Origin of the sequence: Corynebacterium lehmanniae, assembly GCF_043161975.1 — a bacterium.
Classification (GTDB): Bacteria; Actinomycetota; Actinomycetes; order Mycobacteriales; family Mycobacteriaceae; genus Corynebacterium; species Corynebacterium lehmanniae.
The window spans coordinates 1,605,303-1,620,528 of the sequence record NZ_CP170998.1; the positions used below are offsets into that span (position 1 = coordinate 1,605,303).

Here is a 15,226-nt window from a genome sequence, read left to right on the forward strand (position 1 = left end):
AGGACCATAAGGACACTGTTATGAATTCCACCTCTTTTTCTTCCCTGAAGCGTCCCGCAATCCTGTTCCCGGGGCAGGGTTCTTCCTGGCAGCAGGTGCTCGCTGATGCTGCCGCGACTCCTGTGGCACGTATCCGCATGGAGCAGCTTCTTAACGACGCCCAGTCCCTCACCGCCGCTGTTGCCCGCCCGTTGACCTCTGTCGTGCCAGGAGTTGTGCAGCGTATTCGCGACGCGATGGATGCGGACACCTCGCACGAGGCGATCGACGCCCTGCCCGCGGTCAGTGCACCGGCGATTCTGCTGTCGCAGATTGTTGCCGCGGAAGATCTCGAGCAGCTCGGGCTCGACACCACCGACGCACTGTTCGCTGGACACTCCCAGGGCATCTTGGGTGCCGCCGCGCTCAATCGCGCCAACGGCCCACAGGCTGCGGAGAAAGCTCTTGCGTTCGCCTTCATCATGGGTGCTGCCGCAACCAACGTGTACGGTGGCGCCGACTCGCGCAGCCGGATGCTTTCGGTTCGTGGGCTGACGCCTGAGCAGGTCGGTGAGTTTGTCGTCGATACGCAAGCGGCTCCTATCAGCGTGATCAATGGGCACCGCCACGTGGTGCTGTCTGGCAGCCCGGAGGCGCTCGCGCAGGCACGCAAAGACATCGAAGCGGCTGCGAGCAGCTACAACGCCAAGTTGGAAGTGGAGTACGGCGGATCCGAAATCACGCCGGTGTTCGACTCGCTTGATGTTGCGTACCCCTTCCACGTGGACACGAACGCCCCCGGTGTGGAGTTGGCGCAGCAGTGGGCGGACGCATGCGGCATCACCTTTGAAACCACCACTCCCCGTGAACTGGCGCAATCGATTTTGGTGGACCGGTTCGACTTCACCGAAACCGTGCGCGACCTGATTGCCCAGGGCGCGAGCCACATTTTCACGTTTGATACGGCTACGGCGACGATTGCGACCAACTTGGCCAACGGCTCCGGCGTCGCTGTGTTGGACGCGTCCACCGCCGCGAAGCGCGACGAGCTTGCACGCCCGGGCGCTGAGTTGCCGCAGGGCGTGGACTACTCGGCCTACGCACCACGAGTGATCGCGCTGCCGGATGGCAAGACGTACACGCAGACGAAGTTCTCGTCGCTAACTGGTCTGTCCCCGATCATCCTGGGTGGCATGACCCCAACGTCCGCGGACGGCGAGATTGTCGCCGCCGCTGCCAACGCCGGATACTGGGCGGAACTTGCCGGTGGCGGCATGTACTCCGAGGAGGAGTTTGGCAAGCACACCGCCAACCTCAAGGCGTTTTTGCAGCCTGGTCGCACCGCGCAGTTCAACACCATGTTCTTCGACCGCTTCCTGTGGAACCTGCAATTCGGCCAAACGCGCATGGTGCCAAAGGCCCGCGCTGCTGGTGCTCCGTTTAACGGCGTGTGTATCTCCGCGGGCATTCCGGACGTCGACGAGGCCACAGAGCTGTTCGCGCAGCTGCACCAGGATGGCTTCCCTTACATTGCGCTCAAGCCCGGTACAACGCAGCAGATCCGCAACGCGCTCGCAATCGCTGCGGCGAACCCGGACGACCAGGTCATCTTGATGGTGGAGGACGGCCACGCTGGCGGCCACCACTCCTGGGTTGATCTGGAGGACATGCTGTTGGAGACCTACCCCGAGATCCGCGCGCACGACAACGCGGTGCTCACCGTCGGCGGTGGCGTGTACTCGCCGGAGCGTGCCGCGGAGCTGATTACGGGCCGTTGGTCTGAGAAGTTCGGTTTGCCTGCGATGCCGGTGGATGGAGTGTTTGTCGGCACCGTGGCCATGGCCACGAAGGAGGCGAAGGCCACGGATTCGGTCAAGCAGCTGCTCGTGGACACACCTGGCCTGCCGCCGGAGAACAACGGCGGTTGGGTCGGTCGCGGTCGCGGCGTGGCGGGTGTGGCGTCGTCGCAATCGCACCTGCTGGCGGACTTGCACGACCTGGACAACTCCTTTGCCAAGGCGGCACGGTTCATCGCCTCGTTGGATATTGAGGAGTACCCGGCGCACCGCGAGGAGATCATCGAGGCACTGTCGAAGACGGCGAAGCCGTACTTCGGCGACGTGGAGACGATGACGTACGCCGAGTGGGTCGAGCGCTTCGTCGAGCTCGCCGATCCGTTTATCGACCAGACCTGGAACGCGCGCTTTGTTGCGTTGCTCCAGCGCATCGAGGCACGTCTGAACGAGGCCGACCACGGTGAGATCCCGACCCTCTTCCCCGACGATGTCGAGATCTCCCCGCGCGATGGTCTCAGCACCTTGCTGCAGCACTACCCGCAGGCGCGCGAGGTCATGGTTTCCCCGCGCGATGCGGCGTGGTGGATCGGTCTGCACTATGCCTACCCGAAGCCGATGCCGTGGGTGCCAGCACTTGATGCGGATCTGAAGTCCTGGTTTGGCAAGGACACCTTGTGGCAGGCACAGGATGAGCGCTACACCGCTGACCAGGTGCGCATTATCCCGGGCCCGGTTGCGGTTGCTGGTATTACGCGTAAGAACGAGCCGGTTGCGCAGTTGCTGGCACGTTTTGAGGATGCCGCGACGCAGATGCTTATCGACGACGGCGCCACCGCTGAATCCCGCTTCGCTCGACGCAGCGACGCCGCCGACGAGGCCGCGTATCTGCGCTCCTGCCCGACCTTGGTGTGGCACGGCCACCTGATGGCCAACCCTGCATACGCGCTGGACGAGGACGCCTTCGACGTGGAGGCAACCACCAACGCGGCTGGTGAGCGCGAGTGGACGATCCGAATCCACGCTGATTCCGCGTGGGACCACCTGCAGGACGACCAGCGTCCGTTCTACGTGCGTGAGGTGAACATCCCGGTCGAGATCCCTGCCGGTGCGGGCACGGGTGCCTCCCCGATTGTGGACGGCGATCGCCTGTCTGACAGCGTCTTCGAGCTGCTGTCTGGCCTGGCTGGTGTCGGTTCGGTCAGCGAGGCCGGCGACACGATTACTGAGATCCCGCAGATCGAGACACCGACCGAGGACGCGCCGTTTGGTGTGGCGCGCTCGTCGTTTACGCTGCCCGCTTCCCTTTTGGCATCGCACTCCGCGGTCACCGGCGGCGCTGTGGCCGACAACGCTGTGGTGGGCACGCCAGACGTGCTGGTTGGCCCCTGCTGGCCGGCGATCTACGCAGCGCTGGGCTCCGGCAAGTTGGCTGACGGCACGCCGGTGATCGAGGGCCTGCTCAACGCCGTCCACCTAGATCACGTCATCGACCTGCGCGTCCCGCTTACCGAGCTTGCAGATGGCCGGCGCATCGACGTGACCTCCAAGTGCACCTCGATCGCTGAGTCCACCTCTGGCCGTATTGTCACCGTCGAGTTGGAGCTGCGCTCCGGCGACGAGGTTGTGGCAACCCAGATGCAGCGCTTTGCCATCCGTGGTCGCGCCACCGGTACTGCAACACCAGTCCCGGCACCGGCCTATGGTGGTGGCGCAGCAAGCGAGCAGGTTGAGCCGACCCCGCGTTCATTCGTGGACCGCACCGTGGTGCGCGCACCGTCGGACATGACCCCGTTTGCTCTGGTCTCCGGCGACTACAACCCGATTCACACCTCCACCAACGCAGCAGCCCTGGTCAACCTGGATGCGCCGCTGGTGCACGGCATGTGGCTATCCGCCACCGCACAGCACCTGGCTGCTGGCCACGGCCAGGTCATCGGCTGGACCTACTCCATGTACGGCATGGTGCAGCTTGACGACGATGTAGAGATCACCGTCGAGCGCGTCGGCCGCGTCGGCATCCAGCAGGCCCTTGAGGTGACCTGCCGCATCGCCGGCGACGTCGTCTCCCGTGGTCAGGCGCTTCTGGCCCAGCCGCGCACCGCCTACGTCTACCCCGGCCAGGGCATTCAAACCCAGGGCATGGGCAACGGTGACCGTGCTGCTTCCGCTGCCGCGCGCGACGTGTGGCGCCGCGCTGACCGCCACACGCGTGAGACCCACGGGTTCTCCATCCAGCGCATTGTGGAGGACAACCCGTCGCGCCTGGTCATCCGCGGTCTGGAGTTCAAACACCCGGATGGCGTCCTGCACCTGACCCAGTTCACGCAGGTGGCCATGGCCGTTGTCGCCTACGCGCAGACGCAGCGACTGAACGAGGCCAACACGTTGGCCTCCGGTGCGTACTTTGCGGGCCACTCGCTCGGTGAATACACCGCGCTTGCAGCCCTGGGCAACATCTTTGACCTGGAAGCGGTCATCGACATCGTGTACTCGCGTGGCTCCGCCATGGGTTCCCTGGTGCCACGCGATGCGGAGGGCAACTCCGACTACGGCATGGGCGCGCTGCGCCCGAACATGATCGGTGTCGGCCCGGAAGAGGTCGAAGCGTACGTCGCTGGTGTTGCGCAGGATTCCGGCGAGTTCTTGGAGATTGTCAACTACAACATCAAGGGCCAGCAGTACTCCGTGGCTGGCACGAAGCGCGGCCTTGCCGCCCTGGAGCGCAAGGCTAACTCGGTTAATCCACGCGCCTACGTCACGGTTCCGGGCGTGGACGTTCCTTTCCACTCACGCGTGCTGCGCGAGGGTGTTGCAGACTTCGCCGAAAAGCTCGACGAGCACATGCCGGAAATCATCGATGTGGACACGCTGGTGGACCGCTACATTCCGAACTTGGTGGCCAAGCCGTTTGCGCTGACTCAAGAGTTCATCGATGCGGTCACCAACGAGGTCCCCTCCGAGCGCCTTAAGGGCATGACGCCGGAGAACACCGACCGCAACGCGCTCGCGCGCACGCTGCTCATCGAGTTGTTGGCGTGGCAGTTCGCTTCCCCTGTGCGCTGGATTGAAACCCAGGACTACCTGCTTGGTCGCGTCGACCAGGTCATCGAGGTCGGCCTTGCCTCTTCACCGACGCTGACCAACCTGGCAAAGCGCGAGATGGATGTCATCGGCATTCACGTGCCGGTTTTCAACGTTGAGGCAAGCCAGGACATCGTCATGCTCAACGACGTGGTTTCCGCGCCGGAGCCCGTGCTTGTCGACGACGCCCCGGCCAACACAGAAGCCGACTCGACCCCAGCGACCGAATCCGCCCCACAACCGGCAGCCGAGGCAGCACCCGCCGCACCAGCAGAGTCAGCACCAGCAGAGCCAGCACCGGCTGCACCGGCATCCGGCGCGCCCGTGTCCGACCTTCCCTTCACCGCAGCCGATGCGATCACCGTCCTGTTCGCGCTGCAGAACAAGATCCGCCCCGAGCAGATCAACGATTCGGACACGATTGAGGAGCTCACCGGCGGGGTGTCGTCGCGACGCAACCAGCTGCTCATGGACATGTCCGCCGAGCTCGGCGTGCCTGCCATCGACGGCGCAGCGGAGGCCGACGTGGCTACGCTGAACACGCGCGTGAACACCGCCGCACCGGGCTACACCCCGTTCGGCGCTGTCCTATCCGAGGCCGTGGGCACCCGCCTGCGCCAACTCTTCGGCAGCGCAGGCCTGAAGCCGGCGTTTGTCGGCGAGCACCTCGCGGCCGCGTGGGGCCTGCCCACAACCTGGACCGCGCACGTCGAAGCCGAGATCCTGCTGGGCAGCCGCACTGAGGAATCGGTCCGCGGCGGTTCGCTCAACAGCCTGCCGTCGGCCACGACCAAGGCGGAGATCACCGCACTGATCGACCAGGCGGTACAAAACGTCGCCGCACGCTACGGCGTTGCAGTCTCCCAGGCCACCAGCGGTGGTTCCTCCGGCGGCGGAGTGGTGGATTCGGCTGCACTCGACGCCTACAAGGACGAAGTCACCGACACCCTGGTGGCCACCGCCCGCACGCTGCTGAACAAGCTCGGCATCGAAGACGAGGTCGCGGAAATCCCCGCACCGGACACCACGATCGTGGAAACGATCGAGGCAGAACTCGGCTCCGGCTGGGTCAAGCAGGTCACCCCAGTCTTCGACGAGCGCAAGGCAGTGCTTTTCGACGACCGCTGGGCCCAAGCCCGCGAAGACCTCGCACGCGTCGCCTTCGGCGAGATCGACCTCGCACCACAGCGCTTCGCTGGCACCGGCTCCACCGTGGCAAAGCAGGCCGAGTGGTACGCCAAGCGCGTGGAAGGTGATCGTCGCAACGTACTCGGCGAGATCGCAGCAGCCGCCATCGCCGACGCGAACGAGCCGTACGCAGACGACGTCGCCTTAGTCACCGGAGCCGCGCCGGGTTCCATCGCCACCGCAGTGGTGGAACGCCTGCTCGCAGGCGGTGCGACGGTCATCATGACCGCATCCAACGTCAGCCAGGCGCGCAAGGAATTCGCCCGCACCCTCTTCGCCGAGCACGCTTCCGTGGGCGCGCGCCTGTGGCTGGTGCCGACGAACCTGTCGTCCTACCGCGACATCGATGCACTCATCGACTGGATCGGGGCCGAACAGAAGGAAACCGTCGGCAAGGACGTCAAGATCATCAAACCGGCACTCACCCCGACCCTTGCCTTCCCGTTCGCCGCACCTCCTGTGTCCGGCTCGCTTGCAGAGGTCGGTGGCAACGCCGAAACGCAGGCCCGCCTGCTGCTGTGGTCGGTCGAACGCACCATTGCCGGCCTGTCCGACCTGGCGCAGCACGGCGATAACTTCCCTGCCGAGCGCGCTCACATCGTTCTGCCGGGCTCGCCGAACCGCGGCACGTTCGGTGGCGACGGCGCCTACGGGGAGGTCAAGGCAGCCTTCGACGCGATTGTGAACAAGTGGTCCGCGGAAACCGGCTGGCCGGAAGGTGTCACCCTGGCGCAGGCCCGCATCGGCTGGGTTGCCGGCACGCACCTGATGGGCGGCAACGACGGCCTCGTCCCGGCGGCACAGGCCGCAGGTATTCACGTGTGGAGCCCGGAGGAGATCTCCACACAGCTGCTCGGCCTGGTCACCGAGGAATCCCGTGAGCAGGCGAAGCAGTCCCCGCTGGATCTCGACCTCACCGGCGGGCTCGAGAACGCAGGCGTGTCCATCGCCGATCTGGCACGAAATGCACGTGTTGATGCGGCGGGCACGGAATCGTCGACAAGCAATGGCGCAACGGTGCGCGCACTGCCAAACGTCACTACCCCACGCCAACCCGCACCGGCGAGCGTGGGCGATGTCACCTGCTCGCTGGACGACATGGTGGTTGTCGTCGGCATCGGCGAAGTATCCAGCTGGGGCTCCGGGCGCACCCGCCGCGAAGCCGAATACGGCATCACACGCACCGGCGAGGTCGACCTCACTGCAGCCGGCGTCCTCGAACTGGCGTGGATGATGGGCCTGATCACCTGGTCCGAGGACCCGAACCCGGCCTGGTACGACGACGACGGCGCGGAGGTTGCCGAAGAGGACATCTACGAGCGCTTCCGCGACGACGTCATCGCACGCAGCGGCATCCGCACGCTGACGGACAAGTACTTCCTCACCGACCAAGGCTCCATAGACCTTGAGCAGGTCTACCTCGACCGCGACATCACGTTTACCGTGACCACGAAAGAAGAAGCACTTGCATACGTGGAAGCCGACGGTGAGAAGACCACTATCCGCCAGATCGACGGCGAATGGAGCGTGACCCGCCACGCCGGTGCCCTGGCGCACGTGCCGAAGAAGGCCACCTTGTCGCGCACCGTCGCTGGCCAGATGCCGGACGGGTTCGACCCGACCAAGTGGGGCATCCCCGCCCAGATGGCCGACGGCATGGACCGCATGGCCGCCTGGAACCTGGTCACCGCCGTCGACGCGTTCATCAACGCCGGCTTCACCCCGGCGGAGCTCATACAGAAGGTGCACCCATCCTTCATCGCCACCACCCAAGGCACCGGTATTGGCGGCATGGAATCGCTGCACAAGGTGTTCGTCTCCCGCTTCATCGGCGAGGAACGCCAGACTGACATCCTGCAGGAAGCGCTGCCCAACGTGGTAGCCGCCCACACCATGCAGGCGCTTGTCGGCGGCTACGGCTCCATGATCCACCCGGTCGGCGCGTGCGCCACCGCCGCAGTCAGCATCGAAGAAGCGGTGGACAAGATTGCGCTGGGCAAGGCCGAATTTGTCGTCGCCGGTGGTATCGACGACGTCCAGGTCGAATCCCTCCAGGGCTTCGGCGACATGAACGCCACCGCCGAAACCGCCAAGATGACGGCACAAGGTATCGACGGCCGCTTCATCTCACGCGCTAACGACCGTCGACGCGGTGGCTTCCTCGAAGCCGAAGGCGGCGGCACGGTCCTGCTCGCCCGCGGCACCCTCGCCGCCGAACTCGGCCTGCCGGTGCTGGCAGTGGTCGCGTACGCCTCCAGCTTCGGCGACGGCGCACACACCTCCATCCCGGCACCAGGCCTCGGCGTGTTGGCGGCGGCCTGCGGCGGTACCGACTCGCGCCTGGCCCGATCCCTGTCCTCGCTGGGACTCACGCCTGATGATGTCACCGTCCTGTCCAAGCACGACACCTCCACCAACGCCAACGATCCGAACGAGTCCGAACTGCACTCCGTGCTGTGGCCGGCCGTTGGCCGCGACCCGGATGCACCGATGTACGTCATCTCGCAGAAGACCCTCACCGGTCACTCCAAGGCAGGTGCGGCGCTGCTGCAGACCGGCGGGCTTATCGACGTCCTGGCAACCGGCGACCTCCCGCCGAACGCCTCGCTGGACTGCGTCGACCCGCTCATCGAGCCGAAGGCAACCAACCTGGTGTGGCTGCGCTCCCCGCTCGCTCTCGGAGCCGGCAACGTGAAGGCGGCGGCCCTGACCTCGCTCGGTTTCGGCCACGTCGGCGCGCTCGTCGTGCTGGGCCACCCGGGTGTGTTCGAAGCCGCACTGACACGCGACGGCCACGACGCCGACGCCTGGCGTGAGCGCGCCACCGAACGCCTCACCCAGGGCGCAAGCCGACTCGAGGCCGGGATGATCGGCCGCGCCGACCTCTTCACCCAGGTGGAGAACCGCCGCTTCGCTGGTATCGACGACCACGCCGACGAGATCGCACTCCTGCTCAACCCCGATGCCCGTCTCAACGCCGACGGCACGTACGCGACCGCGACCCCGACCGTTTAAGGAGAGACACCATGACACCACTGTTTCGTACCGACGACACGTCGCTGTCCCACGACGAACTGGCAGCACTGACCACCGTGCTCGCCGAGGCCCAAACCTGGCAGGCCACCTCCGCTGCTGAGGCCGGCGCCGGTGCTGCCAACGAAGACAACGTGTTCGGCGATGCATTCGGCCAGCCGTTTGGCAGCCAGCCAACCATCGGCAACGTAACCTACTTCTAGAAAGGACCGCACATATGCATGACTTTCCGTTCCGTAAGGTCCTCGTCGCCAACCGCGGCGAGATCGCGGTCCGTATCATCCGCGCAGCCCGCGACGCAGGCCTTGCCTCCGTGGCGATCTACGCCGACCCCGACAAGGACGCGCCGTATACCGAAATGGCGGATGAGGCGATTGGGATCGGTGGCGAGACATCGTCGCAAAGCTATCTGGATATCGACAAAGTGCTCAAGGCTTGCCGCGACAGCGGTGCGGACGCCGTCCACCCCGGCTACGGTTTTTTGGCGGAAAACGCCGAGTTCGCCCGGCGCGTCATTGACGAGGGTCTGACCTGGATCGGACCGCCGCCGCGGGCCATCGACGCGCTTGGCGACAAGGTCACTGCCCGACGCATCGCTGAAGAGGTCGACGCCCCACTGGTGCCGGGCACAAAGGACCCGGTAGACAGCGCCGACGATGTGGTCGCATTCGCCGACAACCACGGTCTACCGGTGGCTATCAAGGCGGCGTACGGTGGTGGCGGCCGCGGTATGAAGGTCGCCCGCACGCGTGGCGAGATCCGCGAACTGTTCGAGTCCGCCACCCGCGAAGCCAAAGCAGCGTTCGGCCGTGGCGAGTGCTTCGTGGAGCGCTACCTCGACCGCGCCCGCCACGTTGAAGCACAGGTGCTGGCGGATACGCACGGCAACGTCATCGTCGCTGGCACCCGCGACTGCTCCGTGCAGCGCAGGTTCCAAAAGCTCATCGAGGAAGCCCCCGCCCCATATCTCACCGATGAGCAGCGCGAACGCATCCACGAGTCCGCTAAAGCGATTGCGAAGCGAGCAGGCTACGTGGGCGTTGGCACCGTGGAATATCTCGTCGGAGCTGACGGGATGATCTCCTTCCTTGAGGTCAACACCCGCCTCCAGGTCGAGCACCCCGTCACCGAAGAAACCACCGGCGTGGATCTTGTCATCGAGCAGTTCCGCATCGCCGCCGGCGAGCCGCTGCGTTTCGACGTCGATCTGGAGCCCACCGGCCACGCCTTCGAGTTCCGCATCACCGCCGAAGACGCCGGCACCAACTTCATGCCCATGCCCGGCACCGCCACCACCTACATCGAACCCGCAGGCCCCGGCGTGCGCGTCGACTCCGGCATCCGCGCAGGCTCCACCATCGGCGGCCAGTTCGACTCGATGCTGGCCAAACTCATCGTTCGCGGCGAAACACGCGATCAGGCCATCGCCCGCGCCAAGCGCGCCCTCGCCGAATTCCGGGTAGAAGGCATGCCGACTATCATCCCCTTCCACCAGCGCATGCTTGACGACGACACCTTCACCGGCGACGCCTCCCAATTCGCCGTATACACCCGCTGGATCGAAGAGGAATGGGACCCGGACGTCGCGCCCTACGAGTCCGACGGCGCTGGCGAAGACAGTGACCAGGATGAGGTGCGCCGCCGCACCGTCTCTGTCGGGGTCAACGGCCGATCGATCGAGATCACTCTGCCGGAGACGTTGCTTCTCGGCGCCTCTGCTTTGACTCGCCGCGACCGCAAGCGCCGCTCCCGTAGCGGTGGATCGGGAGGTAAGGGTTCCGGCAAGGGCGCAGCCAGCGCAGACACCCTGACCGCACCGATGCAGGGCACCGTGGTGAAGTCCGAAGTTACCGAAGGTGCTCGGGTCGAAGCCGGTGACATCGTGGTCATCCTTGAGGCCATGAAGATGGAAAACCCGGTCAAGGCTCACAAGAGCGGTGTTGTGAAGAACCTCGCGGTGGAGGCCGGCAGCCATGTAGATAAGGGCGTGGCACTCCTCGACATCACCGACGCCGAGTAGCCGCTGGCCTGCGGTTTCATCGACATAACCGGATCTCACCCGGCGCGTCAAAAATTGGGGGTTGACGCGCCGGGCTTTCCAGTTCTATGGTTACCCACATGAGTGGTAAACCCATATACCTACAGATTGCGGATGAGCTACGTGACCTCATCGGCGCAGGCACCCTCGCCCCCGGCGACCGGGTGCCGTCTACCAACGAGCTCTCCGCTTACCACTCCGTCAACCCCACCACCTCCGCCAAAGCGCTCACCGAACTTTTCAACGAGGGTCTACTGGAGAAACGCCGCGGACTCGGCATGTTCGTCCTGGAGAGTGCGCGTGAGCAGGTGTTACGTACTCGTCGCGAAGCATTCGCCCGCGATTTTGTCCAGCCGTTTGTCCATGAGGCCAACCAACTCGGCATCACCACCGAGGAGCTGACGGCAATGATCGAAAAGGAGCGCGCCCAATGAATCCCGGCTTCTACGCGCTGGTCGGCCCGAACGCCGCCGGTAAAACCCACTACCTCCACACGCTAATGAGCCGGCACGCCGCGTTCGTCCCGGCTGGTGCGGATACCAAGTTTGCAGGCACGACCGTGGACGATCACCTGCGCGCAGTCGCAGCGATCTACCCGCACGTAGACCTAGGCTTTCCCAACGCCCGTATCAGAGATCTCTCCGTTGGGCAACGCCGCCTACTCACCATTGAGGTGGCCCTAGCCATCGGCAAAGACCTGTTGCTTCTCGACGAGCCGTTTGACGGCATCGACACCACCACCCGCAAACAGGTCCGCCAGAGACTGATCGACTACATCGCGGAGAACCCGCAGCGCAGAGTGGTGATGGCATCGCATCGCTCTGAGGACTTCGTGGGTCTCGCCACTCATGTCATCCAAGTGTTTGATCGGGTGGTTTCGCGCCCAGTCCCACTCGACGACGCCCGCCTGTGCTTTCCAACGGTCACCGGCCCCACCGCCGAGATCAAAGACCTTATCGCCCGCTTCCCCGTCGCCGAAACAGCGAGCCTCGGGCCCACGACACGCGCGACGTTCGCCGAACCTATCGGCGAGGCCGATGTCCACTTGCCCATCGAGTATCCGGACGATGCCGAACTCATTGACCTCCTCGCGACAGAAAGGCCCGCACGATGAAGCTCTTCCTCAGCCCCTTCAAACCAACAATGTATTTGGGCGTCTTTCTTGTCCTCTGCATTGCCGTTCCCTTTGGACGATTGGAGTTTGGCGACGGCGGCCTGTGGACCATGGCGGGCGCTGCCACACTGTGGATTCTCTTCGCGATCGGAGGATCGAACTGGCCAGCAATGAATCAGCTGGGCGCGAGCTTCAACCGATGGATGAATTCGGCAGCGCTAACGGCTTTCGTGGCAGCGGTCATACTCACGCCACTTACCGCCGCGTCGGCGGTGTACCACCAAGCACATAGCCCGTACTACAAGCGGTACGACCCGTTCATTGTTACCAACGGAGAACCGATGCCCTGGATCGACTTCAGCGGCGAACCGTATTTCGTTGAAGGTGCTGCGCAGGACCTGACATCCGTCGTGTCAACTGTGCTACTCCACTTCGTCATCTTCATTACGATGGGGCTGTCCGGTGTAGCAATCGGCCTTGCGCGGGGCACCCGCATGCAGTGGTTCATGCTCGACAGCATGTTCGTGGGTGGTTTCACCGGGCTCCTAGTGGGTATCTACAAGGCGGATGTGAACCCCTCCGATCCCTACGTCTACGCCATCTTCGTAGCGGCGGCGGGGCCAGTAGTTTTAGCAGCCAGCGCAATTGTGTTCGCTAGAACCCGCCGTTTCGTGCACTAACGCTCCAACCACTCAGACCGCAGCAGGCCATGGCGGGAGCAAGCAGCCTCCCACGCCATCGGGCTGATTTTCACTACCATGCGGCGCTCACACAGCGGGCAGATGCGCGGGGCATCGTAGGGGCGGGCCGGGTCGAGCGGCCAGGCGATCTCGCCGGACAAAACGGCGTCGGCGAGATCGGTGTTGTCGGGAATCTTCATGCGCGGAAAAACCTAGCGAAGATTACAGCGACTTGATGGTGTCGTAGAGCACGCCGTGGCCGGAGTTGACCTTCTCGCCCACCGGGGTGATGCCCAGGTTCACGCCCGGGGTCGCGCCTTCCATCACGCGGTCCACGGCGTCGCGGTCCTTCTCCATCGGGCGGCCGAAGGTGGTCAGGTAGTTGCCGCCGATGATGGCGTTGGCGCCGCCCATGAGGCCGGCTTCGGTGCCGTCGTCGCCAAGCGCGAGCTCCGTGCCACCCGCGAAGCGCAGCTGGGTGGACGGCATGGCCAGGCGGAATGCGGCGACGGCGCGCAGCGCCTCGCCCTGCGGGACCAGCGGGCGGTCCGCGAACGGGGTGCCCGGGCGCGGGTCGAGGAAGTTCATCGGCACCTCGTGCGGCTGGATTTCCGCGAGCTGCACGGCGAACTCGGCGCGCTGTTCGATGGTCTCGCCCAGGCCGATGATGCCGCCGCAGCAGGTTTCCATGCCCTCTGCCAGCACGTTTTCCAGGGTGTCCTTGCGCTCCTGCCAGGTGTGGGTGGTGACCACGTTGGGGAAGAACGACTCTGCGGTTTCGAAGTTGTGGTTGTAGCGGGACACGCCCATCTTGGCCAGCTGACGGGCCTGGTCGCGGGTGAGGATGCCCAGGGAGGCCGAGATGGAGATGTCCACCTCGTCCTGGATGGCGGTGACGGCCTCGGCGACTTGGTCGAGCAGCTGCTGGGTCGGGCCCTTGACGGCGGCGACGATGCAAAACTCGCTTGCGCCCATCTTCTCGGACTGCTTGGCGGCCTCCACCAGCTCGTTGATGTCCAGGGTCACGGCGCGCACCGGGGATTCGAACAGGCCGGACTGTGAGCAGAAGTGGCAGTCCTCGGGGCAGCCGCCCGTCTTCAGGGAAATGATGCCCTCGAGGGAGACGTCCACGCCGCAGTGCTTGATGCGCACCTGGTGCGCCAGGTCGAGCAGTTCCGGCAAGCGCTCGTCTTCGATGTTGAGGATCTGGACGAGCTCCTCCTGGTTCAGGCCCTCGCCGTTTTCCAGGGCCTTTTCGCGTGCGATGTCAAGGATGTCAGTCATTACTGGACTCCGTTCTTGGTGGTTCACGTCACAAGTAGGTGTCAGTGTAGCCCGTCCTTGAACGGTGTTCAGCATTTAGCGGTATTCAACCAAAAGTGGCGAGTGGTCGGACCACCGCTGCTCCACCGTCGGCGCCTTGTCCACCCAGGTCCGCTCGGCGCGCTCGAGCATGTTCGCGGTCGCAGCCTGCACGTCGATGCGCCACCCCGCGTCGTTGTTGAAGGCCTGCCCGCGGAACGTCCACCAGGTGTACGGCGCGTCCTCCGGGTGCAGCCTGCGCGCCACGTCGAACCACTTCGGGGAGCCATTCGCTTCTCGACGGCCCTTGGACACGTACTCCACAGCGCCCGCCCACACAGCGTCTGCCTTGACGTCTAAGTCCTGGGCCTCCTCGTCCGGGAAGCAGCCGAACACCGCGTCCATGAACGCGCGCTCGTGCGGCAAAAAGCCCGACTTCTTGCGGTTGGTCTTCCAATTCTTCAGGTCCTCGCGGCGGTGGCAGATGTTCCAATCGCCGCCGATGACCATGCCCGGGTACTCACCCGCCCACTGCTCCAGCAGCGGCTCGAACTCGTCGAGGAAGCGGTACTTCTCGTCCTGCTTTGGCGTGTCGGCGGAACCCGACGGCAGGTACAACGAGCCGACGCGGGTGCCGTCGGAAAGTGTGGCCGCGATGAAACGTCCGGCATCTTCGAAACTGGGGATGCCGAAGGTGACGTCGTCAAGCGGGGTGCGCGACAGGATCCCCACACCCGCGCGCCCTTTCGCGCCGGGGGTCTCCGCGGGGGCGACGGCGAGGTGCCACCCCTTTTCCAGCGCGGGCGCCAACGCCGCGCGCGCCTGCTCGGCAGTGGCGCGAACCTCCTGCATAAGCACCACATCCGCCGGGGTTTCATCGAGCCAGGCCAGCATGCCCGGGTTGTTTTCGTTGCGGATTTTGGTGGCGGCGCGGATGCCGTTGACGTTGACCGACGCAATTGTGAGACTCATGTGTGATGACCCTAGTAGTCTGGTTGGCTGAAGTCAGACACGT

At 64.8% G+C, this 15,226-nt stretch carries 9 protein-coding genes; 6 read left to right on the forward strand and 3 right to left on the reverse strand.

The window, feature by feature from the left end:
* Positions 1 to 20: 20 nt before the first annotated feature.
* From ACF3NP_RS07755 to ACF3NP_RS07780, 6 genes are all read left to right on the forward strand, one after another.
* Positions 21 to 9,059: a fatty acid synthase subunit beta domain-containing protein gene (locus tag ACF3NP_RS07755; protein ID WP_392398610.1), complete on the forward strand. Its 9,039-nt coding sequence runs from the start codon at positions 21 to 23 to the stop codon at positions 9,057 to 9,059.
* Between the two features lie 11 nt (positions 9,060 to 9,070).
* A complete protein-coding gene (locus ACF3NP_RS07760; RefSeq protein WP_181889897.1) occupies positions 9,071 to 9,280 on the forward strand; it encodes a hypothetical protein in 210 nt (69 codons plus the stop codon).
* Between the two features lie 14 nt (positions 9,281 to 9,294).
* Positions 9,295 to 11,097, forward strand: a complete 1,803-nt coding sequence (locus ACF3NP_RS07765) for an acetyl/propionyl/methylcrotonyl-CoA carboxylase subunit alpha (RefSeq protein WP_181889896.1) — start codon at positions 9,295 to 9,297, stop codon at positions 11,095 to 11,097.
* Positions 11,098 to 11,195: 98 nt separating this feature from the next.
* Positions 11,196 to 11,549, forward strand: a complete 354-nt coding sequence (locus ACF3NP_RS07770; RefSeq protein WP_070614319.1) for a GntR family transcriptional regulator — start codon at positions 11,196 to 11,198, stop codon at positions 11,547 to 11,549.
* A complete protein-coding gene (locus tag ACF3NP_RS07775; protein ID WP_181889895.1) occupies positions 11,546 to 12,229 on the forward strand; it encodes a P-loop NTPase family protein in 684 nt (227 codons plus the stop codon). The genes ACF3NP_RS07770 and ACF3NP_RS07775 overlap by 4 nt, the downstream gene beginning before the upstream one ends.
* Complete coding sequence (locus ACF3NP_RS07780; RefSeq protein ID WP_181889894.1) at positions 12,226 to 12,909, forward strand: hypothetical protein; 684 nt, start codon at positions 12,226 to 12,228, stop codon at positions 12,907 to 12,909. The genes ACF3NP_RS07775 and ACF3NP_RS07780 overlap by 4 nt, the downstream gene beginning before the upstream one ends.
* Here ACF3NP_RS07780 and bsaP read toward each other — a convergent pair.
* The 3 genes from bsaP to ACF3NP_RS07795 form a co-directional block, all read right to left on the reverse strand.
* On the reverse strand, positions 12,906 to 13,109 hold the full coding sequence (bsaP, locus tag ACF3NP_RS07785) for a biotin synthase auxiliary protein BsaP (RefSeq protein WP_181889893.1): 204 nt from the start codon (positions 13,107 to 13,109) through the stop codon (positions 12,906 to 12,908). The two genes, ACF3NP_RS07780 and bsaP, sit on opposite strands and share 4 nt — an antisense overlap.
* A gap of 22 nt (positions 13,110 to 13,131) precedes the next feature.
* Entirely contained in the window at positions 13,132 to 14,193 is a 1,062-nt protein-coding gene (gene bioB, locus ACF3NP_RS07790; RefSeq protein WP_181889892.1) for a biotin synthase BioB, read from the reverse strand.
* A gap of 75 nt (positions 14,194 to 14,268) precedes the next feature.
* Positions 14,269 to 15,183, reverse strand: coding sequence for an exodeoxyribonuclease III (locus ACF3NP_RS07795; protein ID WP_181889891.1), 915 nt, complete (start codon positions 15,181 to 15,183; stop codon positions 14,269 to 14,271).
* Positions 15,184 to 15,226 lie beyond the last annotated feature (43 nt).